This window comes from Propionibacterium acidifaciens DSM 21887, from assembly GCF_000426605.1.
Lineage (GTDB): Bacteria > Actinomycetota > Actinomycetes > Propionibacteriales > Propionibacteriaceae > Propionibacterium > Propionibacterium acidifaciens.
The window spans coordinates 34442-56982 of the sequence record NZ_AUFR01000014.1 but is presented as its reverse complement, the minus strand read 5'-3'; the positions used below and the strand labels follow the sequence as shown (position 1 = coordinate 56982).

Below are 22541 nucleotides of genomic sequence, written 5' to 3'. Positions count from 1 at the left end.
TACAATGTTCCGGGTCGCAGGCGTCGAGGGAGCCATCACTCCGGAGCCGCCGGAAGAACGGCAGGGGAGCCTGCTCACTAGAACCGGCAGCGGCGAGCAAGCGAGAGGGGGCGCCCCCGGGGCGCCCCAAGAAGGGTGGTACCGCGGGCCGCCCCCGGCGTCCTGACGCCGGGATCCCGTCCCTTCGCAGCGTCGGAGGCGTCAACAGCGAAGAGGAACGATGACATCGAGCGAGTCCGGGCACGAATCCACCACCGCCGGCTACCGGGCGGTTCCGGCCCAGATCGACCTTCCGGCGATGGACCACGGAATCATCGCCTTCTGGGAGGCCGACGGCACCTTCGGGAAGAGCTGGCGGGCCACCCGGAACGGGCCGCGCTGGAACTTCTTCGAGGGCCCGCCCACCGCCAACGGCCAGCCCGGAACCCACCACATCGAGGCCCGTGTCTTCAAGGACCTCTTCCCCCGCTTCAAGACGATGCAGGGCTTCTGCGTCGACCGCAAGGCCGGCTGGGACTGCCACGGCCTGCCCGTCGAACTGGCCGTCGAGAAGGAGCTCGGCATCGACCACAAGAGCCAGATCGAGGACTACGGCATCGGGCGCTTCAACGAGAGGTGCCGCGCCTCGGTCACCGAGCACGTCGACGAGTTCGCCGAGCTGACCCGCCGCATGGGCTACTGGGTGGCCATGGACGACGCCTACTGGACGATGGCGCCCGAGTACGTCGACTCCGAGTGGTGGGCCCTCCAGCGGATCTTCGACGAGGGCCTGCTCGTCCAGGACCACCGCGTCACGCCCTACTGCCCCCGCGACGAGACGGCCCTGTCCGACCACGAGGTCTCGCAGGGCTACAAGGACGTCACCGAGCCGTCGATCTACGTCACCTTCCCGCTGACCAGCGGCCCGTGGGCCGCCCGCGGCGCCCGGCTGCTCGTGTGGACGACGACGCCCTGGACGCTCGTCTCGAACACGGCCGTCGCCGTGCACCCCGAGGTCGACTACGTGCTCGCCACCGACGGCTCCCAGGAGCTCGTCGTGGCCGCCCCGCTGTTCGATGCCGTGCTGGGCGACGTCGACGAGGACGGCAACCGCCTCTGGCGCGTCCTCGAGACCGTCACCGGCGCCGACATGGCCGGCTGGGACTACGAGCGCCCCTACGACATCGTGCCCTTCGACCGGCGCGCCAACTTCATCGTGCTCGCCGACTACGTCACCACCGAGGACGGCTCCGGCCTGGTGCACCAGGCCCCGGCCTTCGGCGCCGACGACATGGCCGTGGGGCGCGCCAACGACCTGCCGATCATCAACCCGATCCGCCCGGACGGCACCTTCGAGGAGGGGCTGGCCCTCGTCGGAGGCCTGTTCTTCAAGGACGCCGATCCGGTGGTGCTGTCCGACCTGGCCGAGCGGGGCATCCTCTTCCGCTCGGACATGCACACCCACTCGTACCCGCACTGCTGGCGCTGCGGCACCCCGCTCATCTACTACGCGCAGCCTAGCTGGTACATCCGCACGACCCGGCGCAGGGAGGAGCTCCTCGCCCAGAACGAGGAGACCACCTGGTACCCGGAGTCCATCAAGTGGGGCCGCTACGGGGACTGGCTGCGCAACAACATCGACTGGGCGCTGTCGCGTACCCGCTACTGGGGCACGCCGCTGCCGATCTGGCGCAACGACGAGGACCCCTCGAGGCTGCGCTGCGTCGGCTCGCGCGCCGAGCTCGCCCGACTGGCCGGCAGGCCCGAGCTGGCCGACATGGATCCGCACCGTCCGTTCGTCGACGACGTGACCTTCGCCCTGCCCGGGGAGCCCGGCACCTACCACCGCGTCCCCGAGGTCATCGACGCCTGGTTCGACTCGGGCTCGATGTCCTTCGCCCAGTGGGGCTATCCGTGGGTCCCCGGCTCGAAGGAGCGCTTCGAGGAGCACTTCCCGGCCGACTTCATCTGCGAGGCCATCGACCAGACCCGCGGCTGGTTCTACACGATGATGACGGTGCCGACCCTCGTCTTCGGCCGGTCCAGCTACAAGAACGTGCTCTGCCTGGGCCACATCCTCGCCGAGGACGGCCGCAAGATGAGCAAGCACTTCAACAACATCCTCCTGCCGGTCCCGCTCATGGACCGGCACGGGGCCGACGCGGTCCGCTGGTTCATGGCCGCGGCGGGCTCTCCGTGGTCGGCCCGCCGCGTCGGGGACACGACGCTGCAGGAGGTCGTCCGGAAGGTCATGCTGACCTACTGGAACACGGTCGCCTTCCAGAGCCTGTACGCCCGCGCCAACGGCTGGGCGCCCGTCGGACGGGCCCCCGAGCCGGCCGGTCGCCATGTCCTCGACCGGTGGCTGACCAGTGCCACCAACAAGCTCGTCGTCGACGCCACGGCGGCGCTGGAGGACTTCGACTCCCAGCGCTACGGCACGCTCGTCCAGGCCTTCATCGACGAGCTGTCGAACTGGTACGTGCGCCGCTCCCGTCGTCGCTTCTGGGACGGCGACCCGGGCGCCCTGTGGACGCTGCACGAGACCCTCGCCACGCTCACGAGGCTCATGGCGCCGCTGGCGCCCTTCATCACCGAGAGGGTCTGGCAGGACCTCTTCCGCCCGACCGTCCCCGGCGCCCCCGAGTCGGTTCACCTGACCAGCTGGCCGCAGGCCGACACGGCCCTCATCGACGCGGGGCTGGACGAGGCCATGGGTCTCGCCCGCCGTCTCGTCGAGGTCGGCCGCGCCGCCCGTGCCGAGGCCGGGGTGCGGACCCGCCAGCCGCTGGGCAGGGCGCTCGTGAGCTCCGCCGCCCTGGCGAAGCTGCCCGCCGAGCTCGTCGCGGAGATCACCGCCGAGCTGAACGTCGAGCGCCTCGACTCGTTCGGCTCGGCCGGCGACGTCGTCGTCCACAGCGCCAAGGCCAACTTCCGGGCGCTCGGCAGGCGGTACGGCAAGCAGACGCCCGTCGTCGCCGGGGCCATCGCCGCCGCCGACGCCGCCGCCCTGGCGGCCGGGCTGGCCGACGGATCCGTGACGCTGGACGTCGAGGGCGTCGGGGCCGTCGAGCTGGGCCCCGACGACGTCTTCATCACCGAGCGCCCCCGCGAGGGCTGGTCGGTGGCCGACGTCCAGGGCGACACCATCGCCCTGGACCTGACGCTCACCCCCGAGCTCGTCAGCGCCGGGCGGGCCCGCGAGGTCATCCGCTTCGTGCAGGACTCCCGCAAGGCCGCCGGGCTCGACGTCTCGGACCGCATCGACCTGGCCTGGGCCAGCGACGACGCCGATCTGGTCGAGGCCATCGAGACCCATGCCGGGCTCATCGCCTCCGAGGTGCTCGCCACGAGCATGCACCGGGCCGAGCCAGCCGACGACTGGCGTGCCGAGGACGACCTGGGCCTGCGGGTGAGGGTCGGCAGGGCCTGAGGCGCGGCGCGCCCGTCGGGTCCTCGAGCGGATGCGCGGCCGAGCGGGCCCCACTCCCCCCTCTTTCGTTCCCATCCCCCCTTTCCGTTCCCACATCGGACATATCTGGGGTGTTGGCCGGAGAATGGGGTGGGAGCGGATTCGGAGAGCGGCCGGGATGGCGGCGGCGATGGGTTGGCGGCCGGGATGGTCAGGATCCCGGGCCCGTCAGGACTCCGAACCCGGCAGGCCGTTGATCCGGGCCGCCGCCTCCGTCACCCACGGCACGTTGCGCTCGGCGTAGCCCGCCGAGCACGCCAGCGACAGCGCCTCGTGGACGCCGTCGCCCACGACCGGCGCCACCTGGACGTCGCCCGCCAGCCGCGTGTAGTAGCGCACGTCCTTGCGGGCGTTGCCCAGGGCGAACTGCTGACGCTCGTGGTCGCCGTCCAGAGCGGCCCCCATGATGGCCAGCAGCTGGTTGTCGAACATCCCCCTGCCCAGCACGTCGACGAGCGTCCGCGGATCGGCGCCCGCCGCCCGCGCCACGGCGAACGACTCGGCCAGGGCCGTCGTCGCCGCTTGGAGGCAGAAGTTGTTGAGCAGCTTGATCGTGTGACCGGCGCCCACCGGGCCGGCGCGCAGGATGTTCTCGCAGTAGCTCGCCAGCACCGGCTCGATCCGGGCGAAGACCTCGTCGTCGGCCCCGACGAGCGTGTTGAGGCGGCCCGCCTCCGCCTCGGCGGGGCCGCGGGTGAGCGGCGCATCCGCATAGGCCACGCCGAGCGCGGCGGCCTGCGCGGCGAGCTCGCGCGTGACGGCCGGCTCGCTCGTCGCCGCGTCGACAATGACCAGGCCCTCGCGGGGCCGGGTGAGCAGGCCGTCGGGGCCGGTCACCGTCTGCTGGACGTCCTGGGCCGTCGTGATGCACAGGACGACGATGTCGCAGCGGGCGCCCAGCTCGGCGTTCGAGTCGACGCGCCGGGCGCCCAGCTCGTCGAGCCCGGCCGGCGCGTGCGCGTGCACCGTGTAGAGAAGATCGAAACCGCTCCTGGCGATGTTCGAGGCCATGCCATGGCCCATGAGGCCGTTCGCCCCGATGAATCCGACTGTCGTCATCGTGCTCCCTCCGTCGGCGCGTCGACCGTCGGCGCGCCGCATCCAGGATCCCACCACGGCGCCCCGCCCCGGTGGCCCGGGGCCCGCCCGCCCGGGACGGGGGGACGCGCGGTCGTGCGGGCGGCGTCCGAACCAGTCGGGCGTCCCGGGTCGTCGCCCGCGGGTCGGCCCGTCGGGTCGGGGCGGTGGCCCGTCCGCGGGATGCCCCGCTCCGGCGCCTCGGGGCCTCACAGGGTCAGCTGGTCGTGCGGACGGTAGCCGAACCGGTCGAGCGCCTCGGTCATCGTCTGCGAGACGGCCAGCGAGTCGGCGAGCGGCACCAGCTCGTGCTCGGTGGCGCCCGAGGCGATGGCATCGGTGACGGACTGGAGCTCGAGGCGGTAGCCGGAGCCCTCGAACGGCTCGCTGATCACCTGAGGGCCGTCGTCCGGGGCGTGCACGGTGATCTCCGAGGGGTGGTGGAAGCGCGGGCCGACCTCGATGAATCCCTCGGTGCCGGCGATGACCATGCGCGCCGGGCCGTGGCCGGCCAGCGAGCAGCACAGCTGCGCGAACGAGCCGTCGTCGTAGCGCAGCTGGAGCCCCATGTCGGCGTCCACCCCGTTGTCGTAGCAGCGCCCCGTGCACTGCATGGAGCACGGCGCGCCCAGGAAGTCCTGGGCGAAGTGCAGCACGTAGACGCCCAGGTCGAGCATCGCCCCGCCGCCCAGCTCGGGCGCGAAGAGGCGGTCGGTCGGGTCGAAGGGGCGGTGGGCGAACAGGTCGCCCTGGAGCGTGCGCACCTGGCCGATGCGGCCGGACTCGACGGCCTGGTGGGCCGCCCGGATGGCCGGCAGGAAGCGCGTCCACATGCCCTCCATGAGGAAGACCCGGCGCTCGGCGGCGGCGCGGATGAGCTGGCGCGCGTGCTCGCCCTGGCAGCACATCGACTTCTCGACGAGGACTGCCTTGCCGGCATCGATCGCCGCCAGCGCCAGCGGGAAGTGCCGGGCGTTGGGCGTGCCGATGTAGAGCGCGTCGACCTGCGGGTCGGCGACGAGCGCCTCGTAGCTGCCGTGGGCGTGCGGGATGCCGAACTCGGCGGCGAAGGCCCGCGCCCGCTCCGTGCTGCGCGAGCCGACGGCGACGACCTCGGCGTCCTCGACGGCCCCGAACTCCGCCGCGATCATGTGGGAGATGCGGCCCGACCCGGCGATTCCCCATTGAATGCTCATGGCATGAGCCTAAAATTTCGCGCGCTCGATGAACAGATTCCGCACAGCGGATTCAGGGGCCGGCCGGTAGGGGGCCGTACCGGTGGACGATCGGGTCAGCGGCCGCGGCGCCTGCGGCGGTACTCGCGGCGCCGGGTGCGGTACTGCTCCCGGACGGTGTCGCGGAGCTCGCGACGCACGGCCCGCGCCTCCTGCCGGGCCGTGCGGTACTGCTCCCGGCCCGCGTGTGGCCGCACGGAGTCGTCCGGGCCCCCGGGCAGGGCCGCCGGCCGCTCCCCGACGGCCGGCAATTCCTGTCGGTCGCCGCGGCGCAGGCTCCTGCTCATGATGCCGCAGCCCACCATGACCGCGATCGCGGCGGCCCAGACCTCTCCCGGCGCGCCGAGCAGGGTGGCGATGAGGGCGGCCGACCAGACCAGCCCGCCGACGGCGACGAGCATCGCGCCCGTCACCCCGCGATGCGACGGCCGGGGGGCCGGCGGCGCCTGCCAGGGCGTCAGCGCGCTGGGACGGGCGGCCCGCCCGACCGGGCCCGTCTCGTCGAAGAAGCGGGTCTGCGGGTCGTCGGGAAGATCGGTGAACAGCGGGTCGAGCTCGCTCTGGTAGTGCGCGGCGAGCGCCTTCTCCATGCGCTCCTCGAACTCCCCGGTGCTCAGCCGACCGGCGGCGTAGTGCGACTGGAGCCGCGCGAGGGCGGCGTCGCGCTCGACATCGCCGATGCGCAGGGATGATGAGATGTCCACCCCGCCATGCTATTCCCCGGGGCCCGGTGACCGCCCGCTAGAGTTGGCTGCGTCGAACCACAGGGGGGACCCATGGCCAGGATCGTCCAGAAGTACGGCGGATCATCCGTTGCGGATGCCGCGTCCATCAAGCGCGTCGCACGGCGCATCGCCCGCGCCCGACAGGAGGGCAACGACGTCGTCGTCGTCATCTCGGCGATGGGCGACGCCACCGACGAGCTCATGGACCTGGCCCTCGAGGTGAGCCCCCAGCCCCAGCCCCGCGAGCTCGACATGCTGCTCACCACCGGCGAGCGCCAGAGCGCCGCCCTGCTCGCCATGGCCCTCAACGACCTCGGCGTGCCCGCCCGCAGCTACACCGGGAGCCAGGCCGGCGTCATCACGACCGGGCTGCACGGCAACGCCCGCATCATCGACATCACCCCCGGCCGCGTCAACAAGTCCCTCGAGGCCGGCAACATCACCATCGTCGCCGGCTTCCAGGGCGTCAGCCAGGACACCAAGGACGTCACGACGCTCGGCCGCGGCGCCTCCGACACCACGGCGGTCGCCCTCGCCGCCTCGCTCGGCGCCGAGTACTGCGAGATCTACACCGACGTCGACGGCGTCTTCACCGCCGACCCCCGCATCGTCCCGGCGGCCGCCCCGATCCCCGAGATCACCTACGAGGAGATGATGGAGATGGCGGCCTGCGGTTCGAAGGTGCTGCACCTGCGCTGCGTCGAGTACGCGCGCCGCGAGAACATCCCCGTGCACGTCCGCAGCTCGTTCGACGACAAGCCGGGCACCTGGGTCACGGGCCACACCGACATGAAGAAGGGCAATGAGATGGAACAGGCCATTATCACCGGCGTCGCCTCCGACCGCGGCGAGGCGAAGATCACCATCGTCGGGGTGCCCGACCAGATCGGCAAGGCCGCCAGGATCTTCGACGTCATCGCCGAGGCAGAGATCAACATCGACGTCATCGTCCAGAACGCCTCGGCCGCCACGGGCCGCACCGACATCTCCTTCACCCTGCCGATGAGCGACGGCAAGAGGGCCATCGACGCGCTCAAGGCCGGCCAGGACGAGATCGGCTTCGAGAAGCTCCTCTACGACGACCAGATCGGCAAGCTGTCCGTCATCGGCGTCGGCATGCGCACCCACCCGGGCGTCACCGCCCGCTTCTTCGACGCCCTCGCCGAGCAGGACATCAACATCGACATGATCTCCACCTCGGAGATCCGCATCTCCGTCGTGGTCGAGGTCGACCTGCTCGACCGGGCCGTCCGCGCCGCCCACACCGCCTTCGGCCTCGACGCCGACGGCGAGGCAGTCGTCTACGCGGGTACCGGGCGTTGAGCTATCGCCCCCGCCGGGCCGCCGAGCCGCCGCCGGACCCCTACGGCGACGACGAGCAGACGCGCATCATCCCGCGCACCGAGCTCGAGGCCCTGGCGCCCGCCCTGCCGGGGGTGGGGCGCCTGGTGAGCCCGGGCCCGAGCGGTCCCGGGGCGCCGCGCGTGGGCGCGGGTCCGCCGTCGGACGGGGGGCTGAGCCAGGACGAGCTCGACGAGCGCGACCGCCGCAATCTCGGCCGCAACTCCGTCCTCATGGCCTCGGGCACCCTCGTGTCCCGGGTCCTGGGCATGGTCAACGCCATGCTCCTGGTCAAGGTCGTCGGCCAGACCCTCGCCGCCGACGCCTTCCGCTCGGCCAACTCGCTGCCGAACTACATCCTCGTACTCCTGTCGGGCGGCATCCTCAACGCCGTCCTGCTGCCGCAGATCACCAAGGCGATGAAGCGCCCCGACGGCGGCCGGGAGTTCGTCGACCGGCTCCTCACGGTCACCTTCGCGCTCATCGCGGGCGTCGCGCTCCTGTGCACGGTCGGCGCCGAGGTGCTCATGCGCGTCTTCACCCGGCTGCAGGGCCCCGCCCTGCACCTGGCGGTCGAGTTCGCCTTCCTCTGCATGCCGCAGGTGCTCTTCTACGGCGTCTTCGCCGTCTTCGGGAATCTGCTCAACGCGCGCGGCTCCTTCGGACCCTACGGGTGGGCGCCCGTGCTCAACAATGTCGTCGCCATCTCCGGCGAGCTCGCCTTCCTGCGCCTGTGGGGGCAGCAGGCCGACCCGTCGGCCTGGACCGGCTCGATGATCCTGGTGCTCGCCGGCACCGCGAGCCTCGGCATCCTCGCGCAGGCGCTCGTCCTCGTGCCCGTGCTGGCGCGCACCGGCTTCCGCTGGCGGCCCCGCTGGGGCCTGCGCGGCTACGGCTTCGGCCAGGTCGGACGTTTCGCCGGCCTCACCTTCCTGGCGCTGTGCATCGCCCAGGGCGGCGGCCTGTTCATCATGAACGTCGCGACCGGCATGATCGACCGCGGCCCCGCCGGCCAGTACGTGGCCGGCTACGCGGCCTACCAGAACGCCAACACGCTCTTCCAGATGCCCTACTCGCTCATCGCCTTCTCGATCCTCACGGCGCTGTTCCCGCAGCTGGCCCGCGCCTGGCAACGCCGCGACGAGGAGTCGGGGCTGGACGGCATGCGCGAACTGCTCCACAAGGGCCTGACCCTGCCGATGGTCGGCATCATCCCGACGAGCGTCGTGCTCATCGCGCTGGCCCGCCCGGTCGTGCGCGGCATCTACTGGAGCCTGGCCCCGGTGGAGGCCACCGCGACCGCCTGGGCGCTCGTGCTCATGGCCGCCTCGACCGTCCCGTACACGATCGTCACGCTGCAGCAGCAGTACTGCTTCGCCACCGAGCAGGGCGGCACGAACCTGTGGATGCAGTGCCTGGTCACCGGCCTCCAGGTGCTCTTCGCCCTGGCGGCCTCGTTCGCCCCGGCCAGGGTCGGCGTCGTGACGATCTGCGCGGGCATGTTCGTCGGCAATGCGGCGCTGTCCATCGTCTTCACCGGGTACGCCCGCCGCCAGATGGAGGGCCTGAACCTGCGCGGCGTCCTCGGCCTGTACGCCCGCATGCTCGCCGCCTCGGTCGTCGGCGGCGTGCCCGCCTACCTCGTCGGCTCGTTCATCGTCTGGACCATGCACGACACGCTGCTCGCCCAGTACGCGGCCGACGCCGTCGGGGTGGTCGTCTTCTCGGTCTTCCTGCTCATCGGCGTGAGGATCTTCCGGGTCCGCGAGTTCGACGCCTTCCTCGACTCCATCCTGCGCAGGCTGCACCTTCGGCGCGGATGAGGCCGGTTCCGCGGGGAGGGGCCCGGGGAATCCCCGGACCCCTCCCCACGATGCCCCCGGGGCCGCGCCGGCCGCTCAGGAGCGGGCGAGCAGGGCCGCCACCTCGTCGGCGTCCGGCGGGTCCGCGCCGATGCGCGAGCAGGTGATCGAGGCGGCCGCGCAGCCGCTGCGCATCGCCTCGGTGAGATCCTGCTCGTCGAGCCACACCTTGAGGAAGCCGGCGGTGAAGGTGTCGCCGGCCCCGACGGTGTCGGCGACGGCCGTCGGGATGCCCGGCACCGACGCGAGCTCGCGATCCGCGCCGACCGCGAAGGCGCCCTGACCGCCGACCGTGACGACGACCATGTCGAGCCCGTGGTCGCGGGCCATGCCGGCGGCGAGCTCCTGGGCGCTCGCCCCGCTGCACGGGTCGAGCCAGCGCAGGTCCTCGTCGCTGGCCCTCACGATGCCGCCGCGCTCGCCGAGCACCGTGAGGAAGGGGTCGAGCAGCTCGGCGTAGCGCCCGGGGTCGGGCTCCACGGTGGGACGCACGTTGAGGTCGAACGACAGCCGCGCCGGCGTCCTGGCCAGGTAGTCGAGCAGGGTGCTGCGGCCCGGCTCGACGACGGCCACCAGCGAGCCGGTGTGGAGCCAGTCGTCGGCGGTCAGCTCGGGCAGGTCCTCGGGCCTCCAGTTGAAGTTGGCCGTGTTCCTCAGGTGGAAGGTGTAGGTGGCCTGACCGGTGGAGTCGACGCTGACGATCGCCAGCGAGGTGGGCTCGGCCTCGGTCTGCACGGTCAGGTCCAGACCGACGTCGTTGACGGCCAGGTGACTGCGCAGCTGGGCGCCGAAGCCGTCGCCGCCGAGACGGCCGAGGAATTGGGCGGGCATGCCCAGGCGGGCCAGGGCGATCGCCGTGTTGAGCGGACCGCCGGCGGAGTGCGCCTGCCACAGGCTCGACTGCGTCGTGCCGGGGACGGAGTTGTCGGGGATGAGATCGATGAGTGCTTCGCCGCACACCACTACGCGCATGACCTCACTCTAAACGAGGCTGCGCCGACGTGCCGCCTCGTCCGGAATCTCGTGCCACCGGGTTCGACCCCGACCGGCGGCCCCGGGGGCTCAGCGATGGCCGTGGAGGATTCCGGCGTTGCGGATCATCCACGGCGTCCTGACCCAGGAGGGGGCGCCGACGAGGTTCTCGGTGTGGGGGATGTACTCGATGTCGGAGACGCCCTCGGCGCGGAGCTCCTGGACGAAGGCCGTCATGTCGCCGTAGAGCCTCGGCTGGGCGAACAGGTCCTGGAAGCTGAAGGCGCCGCCCGGGCGGACGACGCGCAGCGCCTCGCGGACGAGGGCCCGCTTGTCGGGCTCGGAGCGAACCTCGTGGAAGACGAAGTTGCTCACCGCGGCGTCGAAGGAGCCGTCGGGGAAGTCGAGATGGGCCGCGTCCCCCTCGACGAAGGACATGGGCGCGGTGATGCCCTCGGCGCGCGCGTTGGCCTCGCACTGCTCCTTGGCGCGACTCCTCGTGGCGCCCCAGTCGTCGATGCCGGTGAACTCCCCGTCGGGGAAGGTCATGGCGCAACGGGCGGTGAGCGCCGCGGCGCCGCAGCCGATGTCGAGGAGCCGGCCGCGACCGTCCCAGTCGAGGTTGTCGACGACCATCTGGTGCATGGCGCCCATGAGGCCTCCGCCGTCGAAGGCGAAGAGCCGGCGGCACAGCTCCATGTAGACGGTGAAGGCGATCACGAGGGCGCACAGGAGACCGACGACGATCAGCGCGCTCGCGTGGGCCCACACGATGAGCAGCAGCGCGAAGACGAGCAGCAGGACGCCGCAGAGGATGAACAGGACGCGCATGAGCCGGGACGGCACGCAGTTGCCGTAGTCGGCCTGACCGGTGCTCTGCAGCTCGAACTCGGCGGCCGCGTACTCCGCCGGATCGGTGCGCAACGGCTGCTCATCACGGTTGGTCATGACGGCTCCTGCACCCCCTGTCGGCTGGCAACAGCTTAGTGAACCGGTGGGGGCAAGGCCAGGGGAAGGGCCGTTCGGTCCCCGGTGAAATCCCATGTCAAGACCCTGATATTCCGGGCCGGTGGGGCCGTGTCGACGCTCAGGGCGGATTCAGTGCGCCAGCTGGTCGACGATCTCGGCGTTCGGCAACGCCGACAGCGAACGGCCCGGGACGATGAGCTTGGCGGACCTGGTCCCGGCGCCGATGCAGACCCGCTCGGCCCGCGCCACCGCCGTGTCGATCCAGATCGGCCACTCGGGCGGCAGCCCCACCGGGGTGATCGCGCCGTACTCCATGCCGGACTCGGCGACCGCGTCGTCCATCGGGGCGAAGGAGCACTTGCGCACGTCGAGGCGCCTGCGGACGAGCCGGTTGACGTCGACGCGAGTGGTGGCCAGGGCCAGGCAGGCCGCGGTGCGCTCCGTCTCGCCGCGCCGGCCCCGGACGATGACGCAGTTGCCGCAGGTCGACTCGTCCTCGCCGTAGGCCCGGCACAGCGCCTCGGTGTCGGACAGCGCCGGGTCGATGACGAAGACCTCGGCGTCGGGCAGCAGGTGGATGAGCCGGCGGACGGGCTCGCCGAGCAGTTCGGGGTGCTCGGCGGCGGGCTGGTGCGGAAGCTGGTCGAACATGCCTCCGAGCGTAGACGGGGCCCGGCGCGCCCGGCCGCGTCCCGGAGCTCACCCGCTCGTCCGGCCGCGGGCCCTCCGGGCGTCGAGGCGGTCCATCCAGGCGTCGATGAGCCGGTGCGGGGCGATGAGGCCGATGGCCATCGCGACGATGATGAAACCCGCCGTCGTGAGGTCGGTCATCGTCGCCAGCGCCTCGGCCGGGTCGCCCGCCGAGGTCGTGAAGGTGATGAGCCCGGCCATGCCGCGGAACAGGTAGACGCCCGGCACGAGCGCGACCACCGAGGCGAAGCCGACCCCGGCGAAGGGGACGTGGCGCAACCGGCAGATGGGCGTCGCGACGAGGCTCACCACCAGGCAGTCGAGGAGGGCCCCGGCCGGTGCGCTCCAGCCCAGGTCGTTGATCGCCAGCCAGCGCACGCCGTGACCGAGGGCCCCGGCGAGGAAGGCCAGGATGATCGTCCGGTAGGGCATCGAGAAGAAGACGGGGAAGCAGCAGGCCGCACCGGCCGCCGCGAGCACGTCGAGCCACAGTGGGATGGCGCCGGTCCGGGCGGTGACGGGCAGGTCCGCCCCGCCCAGGGCCAGGCCGCCGATGATGCCCGCCGCGATGGCGAGGATCGTGAGGCCGGCCTCGCAGATGCGCGCCACCGCCAAGTCGTGGCGGTGTCGGGCGATGTCCATGCAGGCGTTGAGCAGTTGCGGGCCCGGCACGAGCATCATGCCGGGGCAGACGGCGATCAGTCGGGCCGAGCTCGACCAGCCCAGGTGCACCGAGAGGGCTCCGGCCAGGCCCGCGACGAAGGCGGCGGCCAGGGCCCGGGTCGCCTGGCCCGCGCCCGCCGGCAGGACCCGCCGAAGGAGCCCGCCCAGGGCGGAGGCCGCGAAGAGCAGTGCCACGGAGTGGACGTGACCGATGCCGTAGAGCAGAGACATCATCGTCGCGCCGACCCCGCAGGCCAGGCAGAACAGCCAGGTGGGGCAGGCGGGGAGTCGGGCCGCCTGCGTGACGGCCGCGGTCAGCCCGGCGCGGTCGGGGCCGCCGGGCGCGTGGAGCGCCTTGTGGATGCGGCTGACCCGGCGCATGTTGATGCCCTCGATGCGGGTGGGGACCGCGCGGACGATCGTGCCGTCGGGATGCAGCAGGCTCAGCTGGGGCCAGGACGGGACGAGCGTGTAGTCGGTGCCGAACAGCGCGTTGAGCTCGCCGACGACCTCGGTCGTGGCGTGCGTCGTCTCGCCGTTCGTGTAGAGGATCTGCGCCGCCTGGGCGATGAGGGTGGCGTGGGGCGCGTCATGACCGGACGGGGTGACGGACGAGGGCACGGGGCCAACCATAGTCGCGCCCGGCGGCCCCGCCCCGCGCGCCCCGCCGCCCCGGGATGGGCCGGTCGGGGGCGACGGCGCGGGGCGGTGGCGGTACCTTCGTGCCATGAAGAAACTCATCAACTCCGTCGACACCGTCGTCGCGGATGCCCTGGCGGGCATGGCGGCCGCGCATCCGGACGCCCTGCGCGTCGACCTCGACAAGCACATCGTCTACCGGGCCCGCGCCAAGGAGCAGGGCAGGGTCGCCATCGTCTCCGGCGGTGGCAGCGGGCACGAGCCCCTTCACGGGGGCTTCGTCGGCCCCGGCATGCTCGACGCCGCCTGCGCGGGCGAGATCTTCACCTCGCCGGTGCCCGACCAGATCATCGCCGCCACCACCGCCGTCGACCGCGGCGCCGGCGTGCTCCACCTGGTGAAGAACTACACCGGCGACGTCATGAACTTCGAGATGGCCGCCGAGATCGCCGCCGGCTCCGGCATCGAGGTCGCCACGGTCGTCACGAACGACGACGTCGCCGTCGAGGACTCCCTCTACACGGCCGGTCGCCGCGGCGTGGGGGTCACCGTCCTCGCCGAGAAGATCGCCGGCGCCGCCGCGGAGCAGGGCCGCCCCCTGGCCGAGGTCGCCGAGATCGCCACCCGCGTCAACGCCAACGGGCGCTCGATGGGCATGGCGCTCACCAGCTGCACCGTTCCCGCCAACGGCAAGCCGTCCTTCGACCTGCCCGACGACGAGATGGAGATCGGCATCGGCATCCACGGCGAGCCCGGCCGCCACCGCGAGAAGATCGCCCCAGCCTCCGAGATCGCCGGGCGACTCGTCGAGCCGATCCTCGCCGAGCTGCCCGCCGGCGACGGCCACGGCGTCATCGCCTTCCTCAACGGCATGGGCGCGAGCCCGCTCATCGAGCTCTACGTCATGTACCACGAGGTCGCCGAGCTGCTCGCGGCCAGGGGCGTCGGGATCGAGCGCCGCCTCGTCGGCAACTACATCACCAGCCTCGACATGGCCGGCTGCTCGCTCACCCTGCTGCGCGCCGACGACGAGATGCTGCGCCTGTGGGACGCCCCGGTGAACACGCCCGGGCTGCGCTGGGGGGCCTGAGATGGCGGCGACGATCGGCTCCGACGTCCTCGTGACCTGGCTGCGACTGGCCGACGCCGCGATCGCCGAGCGCGCCGACGAGCTCACCGAGCTCGACGCGGCCATCGGCGACGCCGACCACGGCACCAACATGCGGCGCGGCATGGCGGCCGTCGTCGAGGCGGTGGACGCGGGCGGGCCCGGAGGGGCCGACGCCCTGCTCAAGAAGGCGGGCATGACCCTCGTGTCCACCGTCGGCGGCGCGGCCGGGCCGCTCTACGGCACCTTCCTCCTGCGCATGGGCGGGGCCCTCAAGGATGTCGGGGCGATCGGCTCGACCTCACTGGCCGACGCCGTCGAGGCGGGCGTCGGCGGCCTCGTCGCCCGGGGGAAGGCCGCCGAGGGCGAGAAGACGATGCTCGACGCCTGGTACCCGGCGCTGCGCGCCCTCAGGGGGCACCCCGAGGACATCGTCGCCGCGACGCGCGCCGCCGCGGACGCCGCGGCGTCCGGCCGGGACGCGACGGAGCCGATGATCGCCACCAAGGGGCGCGCCTCCTACCTGGGGGAGCGCTCCGCCGGGCACATCGACCCCGGTGCCGCCTCGACGGCCATCATCGTCGACGCCCTGGCCCGGGCCGTGGCGGGGGAGACGGCATGACCGGCATCGTCGTCGTCTCCCACTCGCGGCAGCTGGCCGGGGCCGCCGTCGATCTCACGCGGCGGCTCATGCCGGCCTCGCGGGTGCGCCTCGAGACGGCCGCCGGCACCGCCGAGGGCGCGCTCGGCACCGATGCCATGGCGATCGTCGAGGCCGTCGGGCGCGCCGACGACGGGGAGGGCGTCGTCGTCCTCATGGACCTGGGCAGTGCCGTGATGAGCGCACAGACCGCCGTCGAGTTCCTCGACCCGGAGGTGGCCGAGCGCACGAGGCTGCTCGCGGCCCCGCTCGTCGAGGGCCTGTTCGCCGCCTACTCGGCGGCGGGCATCGGCCGCGACCTCGACCGCGTGTGCGCCGAGGCCGAGCGGGCCGTCGAGGCGAAGCGCAGGCAGCTCGCGGACTGAGGGCGGCCGACGCGCGGATGGCGCACGCCCGCTCACCGGCCGGGTGTGCGCCATCGAGGCCTGCCGCCGCGCGCAGGGCCGGGCCGTCAGCTCATGGCCTTGTACCAGGCCGATACGATCTGCACCCGGTCGCGCAGCCCGGTCTTCGCCAGGATCCTGCTGACGCTGCGCCGTACCGATGCCTCCTGGATCGTCATGACCTTCGCGATCTCGCCGTTCGACCGGCCGTCGGCCATCAGCTCGACGACCTGCCGCTCGCGCGGGGACAGCTCGGAGAACAGGGCGTCCGGCGGGCGCCCATCGGGCGGGTCCAGGCGTCCCGCCCTGCTCAGGATCTTGCGGGTGATCCGTGGGGTCAGCACCGCCTCTCCAGCGGCCAGCGCGTGGATGGCACGGGTGATGTCCTCCCCTCTGGCGTCCTTGAGAAGGAAGCCCACTGCGCCCGCGGACAGCCCCTTGAACGCGTAATCGTCCTGGTCGTACGTGGTCAGGATGAGGACGTGCACCCCGGGGAACGCCCTGACGATCCGCCGGGTCGCCTGGATCCCGTCCATACCGGGCATGCGCACGTCCATCAGGATGACGTCCGGGATCGGTCGACCTCGCTCCCTCAGGCCGGCGATCACGTCCAACGCGGCACGCCCGTCCTCGGCCTCGGCGACGACGGTGATTCGCGGGTCCTTGCGGACGACCAAGGACAGAGCGAAGCGTTCGAGCTCGTGGTCGTCGACGATCATGACCCCGATCATGGCGCTGTCGCCCTCTCCGCGCCCTCCGGCGCGACAGTGGCATCGATCACCCAGCCGCTGCCGTCCGGTGAACCGGCGTAGAAGTCCCCGTGTCGGGCGAGGATCAGGTCCCGGTGACGGCGCAGTCCCGTGCCGCTGCACGGCTCCTTCCCCTCCCGCCCCCGCACGTCGCCGTCGTCCTCGACGAGGACGTGCGTGGAGCCGTCCGGGTGGTGTCGCCACAGGACCGCTATGTGCGTGATGCCCGCGCCATGGCGTAGGCAGTTGGTCAGCGCCTCGCGGGTCAGGGAGAAGCAGAGCCCGCCGTTCTCGCCTGCGGGGCGGGCGCCCTCCTCGGTGAAGCTCGTGATGATGCCGGAGGCGCGGACATGGTCGAGCAGCTCTCCGACGTCGTCCCAGCCGTGCTGCGCGGTGCACTGCTGCGACACGGTGCCGACCCCCGATCCGGTGACGTCGGCGCCGGGCCCCGATGACTGCGTGGTACCGAGCGACTCGACGACCTGCCGCGTCTCACCGAGCCCCTCTCGGGCCAGCGAGTTGATGCCCTGGACGGCCCTGGCGCAGTCGGGGTCGGTCGAGAGGCCCGTCAGACCCTCGGACAGCGCGATGATGGTCGTCAGGCAGTGACCCACGCTGTCGTGCAGCTGAACGGCGAGTCGTTCCCGCTCGATGGACCGGTCGCGCTGTTGGGCCACCCGGTCGGCGCGCAGGCGCTCCCGTTCCGCCTCGCGTAGCGACTCCTGCCGCGCCCGCCACGCCCGCGCCATGAGGCCGGCCATCACCACGCAGAGCACGGCTCCTGCGCGCCCGGCCAGCAGCAGGCCTTCATCGTCGGAGTCGGGTCGCTCCACGACTGCTGGCACCGTGACGAGGACCAAGGTGCCGGCGACGCCAGCGGCTGCGCGTCTTGCGCTGGTCCGGACGAGACAGGAGTGGAGAACCGCCGAATACGGTATCGCCATGCTCTGCTCCGCATGGAGGGCGACCGCCGGCAGATAGGCGCCGGCGACCATTGACAGGGCCAGCAGAGGGCGGCCAGTCCGCAGGGCCATGGCCGTGATGCCGATGGCCATTATCAACAGGGTGAGGCATCGCACCATCATCGGCGGCGCCGAACTCCTCTGCCCCGAGAAACTGATCGACATCGCCGCCACGCTCAGTAGAGCGAGAAGGCATGTGCTTCCTCCCCACGACGAGAGGAAACGGCGATGAGTCATGGGCATCCCTCCGCAGGTGGTCCACCGAGCAGCATCAATGAGATTGATGGTACATCATCCCGAGCGGAGTAGGAAGATCGCTGCACGTCGGACCCGGTGCGCTACGAGGCGCCGGAGTTCTGACCGTTCCGGACTGAGTGCCAAGGTTGTACCGCCTGCAAATGGACGATGCGCAGGTGAACAGACGACGAACTCGTTTTTCGGCTTGGTTGGTTTCCTGTGTCGGGTGGCACACAAACCCAGATGTCATCACGTTATGACAGTTATCATCATATCATGACAGTTTGGTTGGACGTCCTGACATCATTCGTTGTCAATCATGCGTGCAGATGTTGACGGAGCTAAAAACGGAGCTAAAAGAGGTGCGAGAGCTTTGTTATGCGCAGTTGAATCGCGCAGTCGAAGCAGCAAGACAGGAAGGAGGCTCCGACATGTACGAGACGCCGGTTCTGACGAGGATCGCTGATTTTGCCGACGCCACCAATGGCGCAGGGCATGCACCCCTGAAAGACGTATGGGGGGTTCCGTGCACTGGCTGTTGTCTACTGGCCATGGTCCTGACGATCACCGTGGACTGTGAGATGCAGATTTGATGTCGAATCAGTCCAGCTCCGACGGGTCGCCACTTTCCGGCGACCCGTCGGTTTTAGCCGTACGAAGCAAGAGGTGAAGTCATCCATGTCATTTCTATACATTATCGGTGGAAGAGGGTGTGAGCAGGTATTTGGGGGTGCTGCATCGGGAGAGGGGCGGATATGTTCCTCGACTGAACTAGGTGGCGGGGAGCTGGTCGTCTCAGAGGGGGTCCGTGTGCGATCATGGCGGTCACGAGATGTTCAGGTGGTCATCTTTCCAAGTGGTCTGCAGGACCCGTCAGTGACGCTGCCTGCCGACTGCCGTTGCGTGCAGGAGCTCGACTTGAGCAGTCTGGTGCAGGATGGGGGACTGGTCATCGCATGTGATTCCTCCGGTACGATCAGGGCCCAAGGATCCGCCAGTGGTACGAGTGCCGTCTTCTGGGCACGGCGTGGAGACGAGATCCTCGTCAGCGATCGACAGGAGACGTTGTTCCGCAGGACTCGACCTGAGGTGAGTCGGGATGAGTTGGTCATTCGGTTGACCGAGGCTCAGATGGATTTTCCATTCTCGGAGGGCATCATCTGGACGGGAGTCAGTATGGTGCATCCGGGGAATTGGTTGAGGATCACGGCTGATGGGAGGGTCGATGAGGTTTCATGGTGGCGTACTCCCGATCCGATTGACGCTGTGGAGTCGCTATCTCCTGTTCTGCATGATGCCTTGGTCGAAGTGATAGATTCATTGGTGGATTCAACGGATCTGCTGAGTATGGATCTGTCTGGTGGTCTGGATTCCACGACGCTCGTCTACATCGCCCGGCAGTGCTCTATGGATGATATCAACACTCTATTTTTCAGAACGGCTGACCCGGCAAACCATGATCATTTCTGGTCGGATCGAGCGGCGCGGGACGTGAGAAGCACTCACAAGATTTGTGATTATGTCTCAATGATGGTTGAGGAGAATTGGGACAGATTTTCAGAAGATCTTTTTGCGTGGATGCCAGAGGGGCCGAGTGATGATGCCAGGTATCTCGCTCTTGCTGATGAGATAGGGCGACTGTATGAGAATTCAAAGTCGGTGGCGCATGTCAATGGACATGGTGGGGACGAGCTTTTCGCTGCAATGCCTGCGATGGCTTGGTCCATGGCGCATTCGCACGTCCGACATGGTTTGCGAGATGTTTTTTCATGGAGTCAGGTCAACAAATTCAGATGGAGTGCGACGTTACAACACGTCAGGCGACATGAAGGGCCCGTGTCGGATCTGTTGCGAATCGCTCGTGGGGTTTCCGCAAGGGCTTCCGATATGTTCGTCGAAGGAGCCCGTTGGGTTCCGGCCATGCGACTCCCAAAATATTTGACCAACGAGGCCCGAGACAATTTTTCGAAACGTGCATTGCAATATGCTGAGCGTGCTGATCTGATGCTTCATCATGACCGTACTTCGCATCAAGTAAGGGGTGCTACGCTCTATCATGGGACACTGGTAAGGCGTACGGAGCAGATGCTTCCTTCCGGCTCTGGAGTGAGACTCGTCAGTCCATATCTGGATGATCGCGTTGTTGCGATCGCCATGCGTCTGAGGATCGAGGACAGATTTCGAGCTGATGTGATCAAGCCATTGCTGGCGGCGGCTCGCCCCGAGAACATGCCCATAGATTATTTCCAACGGCACGACAAAGGAGAGTACTCATTTGAAACTTTTGTCGCGTTCAGTTCGTCCCGTGACAGGATTCGGAGCCTTTTCTCCGAGGGGTCGGTTCTGGTGGACATGGGGCTGATTGATCCGGATGTGTTGAACCAGGAGCTTTCTGCTTATTCACCCGATGGCCTGGTATATGAGGATTTGTTGCGGGTGGAGATGGTGGAGCGCTGGTTGAGGTCCTTCTCCGCCACGCGTTGAATTACCTCGTCATGGACATGAGGAATTAAAATGACTGTGCTGAGTAAGAACGTTGCTGTCACGTCTACTGCTGAGGGGACGGTGCTCTTGGACACTGTTCGTGGGGTTTATTGGCATGTCAATCCCACGGCAGTGCGTGTCATCGAAGCGCTCGATCGGGGAAGAACTCTCGAGGAGGTGGGGGCGGATATCGCGAGGGACACCGGCGCCGATCCGGACCACGTGTTGCGTGACTGTGTACGTCTGTTGGCCGACCTGCGCAAAGCTCGTCTGATCAGGAGGATCCGATGAGTGCTCCGCTGATGCCCCAGCCTCGCCATGAGGCCGGTTCGCGTATGAAACTGGCTGCCAGCCTGGCCGTTGCCGTGGCCAGACTGATCAGTTTTCTCCCACCAGCGGTGATCTCGATGGTCCTGCGACTCGTGTGTTGCGGCACCCTGCCGGCTGAGGCTGCTGAGGTGTCCAAGTGGCGCAATGCAGTGAACGTCGTGAGCAAGAGGTGCGCAGGAAAGGGATGCCTTCAACGATCCGTGGCCGTCATGCTGCTCGGCGGGATGGCAAGGAGGACCCCGGTATGGTGCACGGGCTTTCAGACGACCCCATTCCTTGCTCATGCTTGGGTGGAGGTCGCCGGAGTCCCTGTTGATGAACCCGAGCAGGTGAGCGGCTATCACAGAGCGGTCGTGGTCGGACCGCGACGGAGGGGAGAACCACGATGATCGACGTCCATGCTCTCGTCAAGGATTACTCGGGTCGCCGGGTCGTCGACGGCGTCAGCCTCATGGCCCTGAATGGCTGCGTGACTGGTCTGGTGGGGCCGAACGGGGCGGGCAAGTCCACAACCCTGCGCATGATCGTCGATTTGACCAGGTCGACCTCCGGGCAGGCCCTCGTGTCCGGGTGCCGGTATCGTGATCTGGGCCCGTACCCCCTACGCCGGGTCGGGACGCTGCTTGACGGCGCCATCCCCGATGGAGGGCGTCGGGCAGTCGATCAGCTCGGATGGGTGGCGCGGAGCAATCGGATCCCCCCGGCGCGGGTCGAAGAGGTACTCGGCCTTGTCGGCCTGCTGGGGAGCGAGAGGAAAAGAGTCAAGGACTACTCCTTGGGGATGAGGCAGCGTCTGGGGATGGCCACGGCCCTGCTGGGTGATCCTGAGACCCTCATCCTCGATGAGCCCTTCAACGGGCTTGACCCCGATGGCATCAGATGGCTGCGCACCCTGATCCGCGGCCATGCCGATCGTGGCGGTGTCGTGCTGGTGTCCAGCCATCTCATCAAGGAACTCGAAAGCGTGGCCGACCACGTCGTCGTGCTTTCCCGCGGCCGAGTCATCGCCGATGGCGCTACCGACCAGATCCGCGCGGATCATGCGGATCTGGAGGAGGCATACTTTCATCTCGTGGACGAGGTCGAGAGGATCTGATCGCATGCTTGCCTCTGAACTGTCCTCGCACCGAGTGGTTGCAGCCACCGAACAGAGCCGATTCGCGGCATGGCGGGCCGCTGCAGCGATGGAGGTGGCCAAGACACTGACCCTGCGTTCTTGGTGGATCGGTTTCGCCGTCATCCTGGCTCTGAATCTCTACTTCACCTACAACGGAGTGATCCTCGCCCGGGGGGCACTGCCCACCCTTCATGACGGCGTGGTTCTCGATGATCTTGAGGGGGCGGTTCCTCTGGAACGGTATGTGGGGGACATGATTATTTCAGCCCCCTACCAGAGCATGGCCGTTTTCTTCCCCCTCTTGCTGGTTATGGTCTGCGGTCAGGATTACCGGTCCGGTCAGAAGCAACTCCAGCTGACGGCTCTGGCGGTTCCCTCGGGGGCCCGCCGTGCGGCTGCCGGAATGACGTTCGCATTCGTAGCGACGGTTGGTTCGACGATCACGGTCTTCCTGCTCTCCGACGCCGTTCTGTGGCTCATGCTGCCTGCCCCGGCCCGTTCTGTCATCGTCTCTGCAGCGGGAATCCTCTCGTGCCTGCGCATCGCTCTGGTCGCGTGCGTCATGACGGTGACGGCGCTCGCCGTCACCGTGCTGATGCGCAGCACCTTGGCGGGGATGATCTTCATCGTGCTGCAGGCCGTCGCCTCGATGTCCGGCCTTCTCAGGATCATCGGTCAAGGGGTGAACAATGTTCTTCCCATGATCGCCGCGAAGACATTCCTGTTCGGTTACCAGCGGGAGCCGGGGGAACCCGGGGCGACGGCGGGGACGATGATCCTCGCGGGCTGGCTCGCCGTGTCGGCGCTGACCGTGATGATCAACGGCACTCGACGGGCGGTCGTATGAGTACTCCGGCGAAGCACGACTGGGATTTTCCGGGACTCC

21 protein-coding genes are annotated in these 22541 nt (G+C 69.2%); 12 read left to right on the top strand and 9 right to left on the bottom strand.

Translation table 11 applies throughout. The features are described 5' to 3' along the window. Positions 1-220: 220 nt before the first annotated feature. Entirely contained in the window at positions 221-3412 is a 3192-nt protein-coding gene (gene ileS, locus K336_RS0106595; RefSeq protein ID WP_028706595.1) for an isoleucine--tRNA ligase, read from the top strand. A gap of 207 nt (positions 3413-3619) precedes the next feature. Here ileS and K336_RS0106590 read toward each other — a convergent pair whose 3' ends face one another. The 3 genes from K336_RS0106590 to K336_RS16940 form a co-directional block, all read right to left on the bottom strand. Further along, positions 3620-4510: an NAD(P)-dependent oxidoreductase gene (locus K336_RS0106590; protein WP_028706594.1), complete on the bottom strand. Its 891-nt coding sequence runs from the start codon at positions 4508-4510 to the stop codon at positions 3620-3622. A gap of 227 nt (positions 4511-4737) precedes the next feature. Next, the gene (locus K336_RS0106585) at positions 4738-5724 is read right to left on the bottom strand and encodes a Gfo/Idh/MocA family protein (protein WP_028706593.1); all 987 of its coding nucleotides are present in this window, start codon (positions 5722-5724) and stop codon (positions 4738-4740) included. 95 nt (positions 5725-5819) lie between these two features. Continuing rightward, positions 5820-6467 (bottom strand): DUF1707 SHOCT-like domain-containing protein, encoded by a 648-nt coding sequence (locus K336_RS16940; protein WP_021797021.1) that lies wholly within the window; start codon positions 6465-6467, stop codon positions 5820-5822. A gap of 72 nt (positions 6468-6539) precedes the next feature. Between K336_RS16940 and K336_RS0106575 the strand changes: the two genes are divergently transcribed. Together K336_RS0106575 and murJ are read left to right on the top strand one after the other, a co-directional pair. Beyond that, entirely contained in the window at positions 6540-7811 is a 1272-nt protein-coding gene (locus K336_RS0106575; RefSeq protein WP_021797022.1) for an aspartate kinase, read from the top strand. After that, positions 7808-9652 carry a murein biosynthesis integral membrane protein MurJ gene (murJ, locus tag K336_RS14995; protein WP_051245479.1) on the top strand — a complete coding sequence of 615 codons (1845 nt, stop codon included), beginning with the start codon at positions 7808-7810 and terminating at the stop codon, positions 9650-9652. Before K336_RS0106575 ends, murJ begins: the two co-directional genes overlap by 4 nt. Before the next feature lie 75 nt (positions 9653-9727). Here murJ and K336_RS0106565 read toward each other — a convergent pair whose 3' ends face one another. The 4 genes from K336_RS0106565 to K336_RS18530 all read right to left on the bottom strand — a co-directional run bounded on the left by K336_RS0106565 (position 9728) and on the right by K336_RS18530 (position 13606). After that, positions 9728-10663 (bottom strand): carbohydrate kinase family protein, encoded by a 936-nt coding sequence (locus tag K336_RS0106565; protein ID WP_021798919.1) that lies wholly within the window; start codon positions 10661-10663, stop codon positions 9728-9730. A gap of 90 nt (positions 10664-10753) precedes the next feature. Further along, complete coding sequence (locus tag K336_RS0106560; protein WP_081660640.1) at positions 10754-11611, bottom strand: class I SAM-dependent methyltransferase; 858 nt, start codon at positions 11609-11611, stop codon at positions 10754-10756. Positions 11612-11761: 150 nt separating this feature from the next. Beyond that, a complete protein-coding gene (locus K336_RS0106555; RefSeq protein WP_021798918.1) occupies positions 11762-12283 on the bottom strand; it encodes a YbaK/EbsC family protein in 522 nt (173 codons plus the stop codon). A gap of 48 nt (positions 12284-12331) precedes the next feature. After that, complete coding sequence (locus K336_RS18530; protein ID WP_051245477.1) at positions 12332-13606, bottom strand: threonine/serine exporter family protein; 1275 nt, start codon at positions 13604-13606, stop codon at positions 12332-12334. A gap of 106 nt (positions 13607-13712) precedes the next feature. Between K336_RS18530 and dhaK the strand changes: the two genes are divergently transcribed. The 3 genes from dhaK to dhaM are packed head-to-tail and all read left to right on the top strand — an operon-like array spanning position 13713 to position 15758. Then, on the top strand, positions 13713-14714 hold the full coding sequence (gene dhaK / locus K336_RS0106545) for a dihydroxyacetone kinase subunit DhaK (protein ID WP_021796461.1): 1002 nt from the start codon (positions 13713-13715) through the stop codon (positions 14712-14714). Position 14715: 1 nt separating this feature from the next. Next, positions 14716-15354, top strand: coding sequence for a dihydroxyacetone kinase subunit DhaL (gene dhaL, locus K336_RS0106540; RefSeq protein WP_021796474.1), 639 nt, complete (start codon positions 14716-14718; stop codon positions 15352-15354). After that, entirely contained in the window at positions 15351-15758 is a 408-nt protein-coding gene (dhaM, locus tag K336_RS0106535) for a dihydroxyacetone kinase phosphoryl donor subunit DhaM (RefSeq protein ID WP_021796475.1), read from the top strand. The genes dhaL and dhaM overlap by 4 nt, the downstream gene beginning before the upstream one ends. Before the next feature lie 86 nt (positions 15759-15844). Here the strand turns inward: dhaM and K336_RS0106530 are convergent, their stop codons facing one another. After that, entirely contained in the window at positions 15845-16495 is a 651-nt protein-coding gene (locus K336_RS0106530; protein ID WP_231386071.1) for a response regulator transcription factor, read from the bottom strand. An 8-nt stretch (positions 16496-16503) separates the two neighbouring features. Continuing rightward, positions 16504-17580 carry a sensor histidine kinase gene (locus K336_RS16935; protein ID WP_162142573.1) on the bottom strand — a complete coding sequence of 359 codons (1077 nt, stop codon included), beginning with the start codon at positions 17578-17580 and terminating at the stop codon, positions 16504-16506. Positions 17581-18053: 473 nt separating this feature from the next. Here K336_RS16935 and K336_RS18525 point away from each other — a divergent pair, with 473 nt between their 5' ends. The 6 genes from K336_RS18525 to K336_RS0106510 all read left to right on the top strand — a co-directional run bounded on the left by K336_RS18525 (position 18054) and on the right by K336_RS0106510 (position 22502). Then, positions 18054-18317: a lasso RiPP family leader peptide-containing protein gene (locus tag K336_RS18525; RefSeq protein ID WP_155945015.1), complete on the top strand. Its 264-nt coding sequence runs from the start codon at positions 18054-18056 to the stop codon at positions 18315-18317. A gap of 325 nt (positions 18318-18642) precedes the next feature. Beyond that, positions 18643-20208, top strand: a complete 1566-nt coding sequence (locus K336_RS17635; RefSeq protein WP_162142572.1) for an asparagine synthase-related protein — start codon at positions 18643-18645, stop codon at positions 20206-20208. A 30-nt stretch (positions 20209-20238) separates the two neighbouring features. Further along, positions 20239-20499, top strand: a complete 261-nt coding sequence (locus K336_RS20165) for a PqqD family peptide modification chaperone (protein WP_021796473.1) — start codon at positions 20239-20241, stop codon at positions 20497-20499. Then, a complete protein-coding gene (locus tag K336_RS20160; protein WP_021796481.1) occupies positions 20496-20927 on the top strand; it encodes a lasso peptide biosynthesis B2 protein in 432 nt (143 codons plus the stop codon). Before K336_RS20165 ends, K336_RS20160 begins: the two co-directional genes overlap by 4 nt. Continuing rightward, complete coding sequence (locus tag K336_RS0106515; protein WP_021796470.1) at positions 20924-21634, top strand: ABC transporter ATP-binding protein; 711 nt, start codon at positions 20924-20926, stop codon at positions 21632-21634. The genes K336_RS20160 and K336_RS0106515 overlap by 4 nt, the downstream gene beginning before the upstream one ends. 4 nt (positions 21635-21638) lie before the next feature. Then, on the top strand, positions 21639-22502 hold the full coding sequence (locus tag K336_RS0106510) for a hypothetical protein (RefSeq protein WP_155945014.1): 864 nt from the start codon (positions 21639-21641) through the stop codon (positions 22500-22502). The last annotated feature ends 39 nt before the right edge of the window (positions 22503-22541 follow it).

Excerpts from the sequence above, each read along its gene's own strand:
- ileS (WP_028706595.1), top strand. The coding sequence starts at position 221 with ATGACATCGAGCGAGTCCGGGCACGAATCCACCACCGCCGGCTACCGG.
- K336_RS0106590 (WP_028706594.1), bottom strand. The coding sequence starts at position 4,510 with ATGACGACAGTCGGATTCATCGGGGCGAACGGCCTCATGGGCCATGGC.
- K336_RS0106585 (WP_028706593.1), bottom strand. The coding sequence starts at position 5,724 with ATGAGCATTCAATGGGGAATCGCCGGGTCGGGCCGCATCTCCCACATG.
- K336_RS0106575 (WP_021797022.1), top strand. The coding sequence starts at position 6,540 with ATGGCCAGGATCGTCCAGAAGTACGGCGGATCATCCGTTGCGGATGCC.
- K336_RS0106565 (WP_021798919.1), bottom strand. The coding sequence starts at position 10,663 with ATGCGCGTAGTGGTGTGCGGCGAAGCACTCATCGATCTCATCCCCGAC.
- K336_RS0106560 (WP_081660640.1), bottom strand. The coding sequence starts at position 11,611 with ATGACCAACCGTGATGAGCAGCCGTTGCGCACCGATCCGGCGGAGTAC.
- K336_RS0106555 (WP_021798918.1), bottom strand. The coding sequence starts at position 12,283 with ATGTTCGACCAGCTTCCGCACCAGCCCGCCGCCGAGCACCCCGAACTG.
- dhaK (WP_021796461.1), top strand. The coding sequence starts at position 13,713 with ATGAAGAAACTCATCAACTCCGTCGACACCGTCGTCGCGGATGCCCTG.
- dhaL (WP_021796474.1), top strand. The coding sequence starts at position 14,716 with ATGGCGGCGACGATCGGCTCCGACGTCCTCGTGACCTGGCTGCGACTG.
- dhaM (WP_021796475.1), top strand. The coding sequence starts at position 15,351 with ATGACCGGCATCGTCGTCGTCTCCCACTCGCGGCAGCTGGCCGGGGCC.
- K336_RS0106530 (WP_231386071.1), bottom strand. The coding sequence starts at position 16,495 with ATGATCGTCGACGACCACGAGCTCGAACGCTTCGCTCTGTCCTTGGTC.
- K336_RS16935 (WP_162142573.1), bottom strand. The coding sequence starts at position 17,580 with ATGGCCATCGGCATCACGGCCATGGCCCTGCGGACTGGCCGCCCTCTG.
- K336_RS18525 (WP_155945015.1), top strand. The coding sequence starts at position 18,054 with ATGTTGACGGAGCTAAAAACGGAGCTAAAAGAGGTGCGAGAGCTTTGT.
- K336_RS20165 (WP_021796473.1), top strand. The coding sequence starts at position 20,239 with ATGACTGTGCTGAGTAAGAACGTTGCTGTCACGTCTACTGCTGAGGGG.
- K336_RS20160 (WP_021796481.1), top strand. The coding sequence starts at position 20,496 with ATGAGTGCTCCGCTGATGCCCCAGCCTCGCCATGAGGCCGGTTCGCGT.
- K336_RS0106515 (WP_021796470.1), top strand. The coding sequence starts at position 20,924 with ATGATCGACGTCCATGCTCTCGTCAAGGATTACTCGGGTCGCCGGGTC.
- K336_RS0106510 (WP_155945014.1), top strand. The coding sequence starts at position 21,639 with ATGCTTGCCTCTGAACTGTCCTCGCACCGAGTGGTTGCAGCCACCGAA.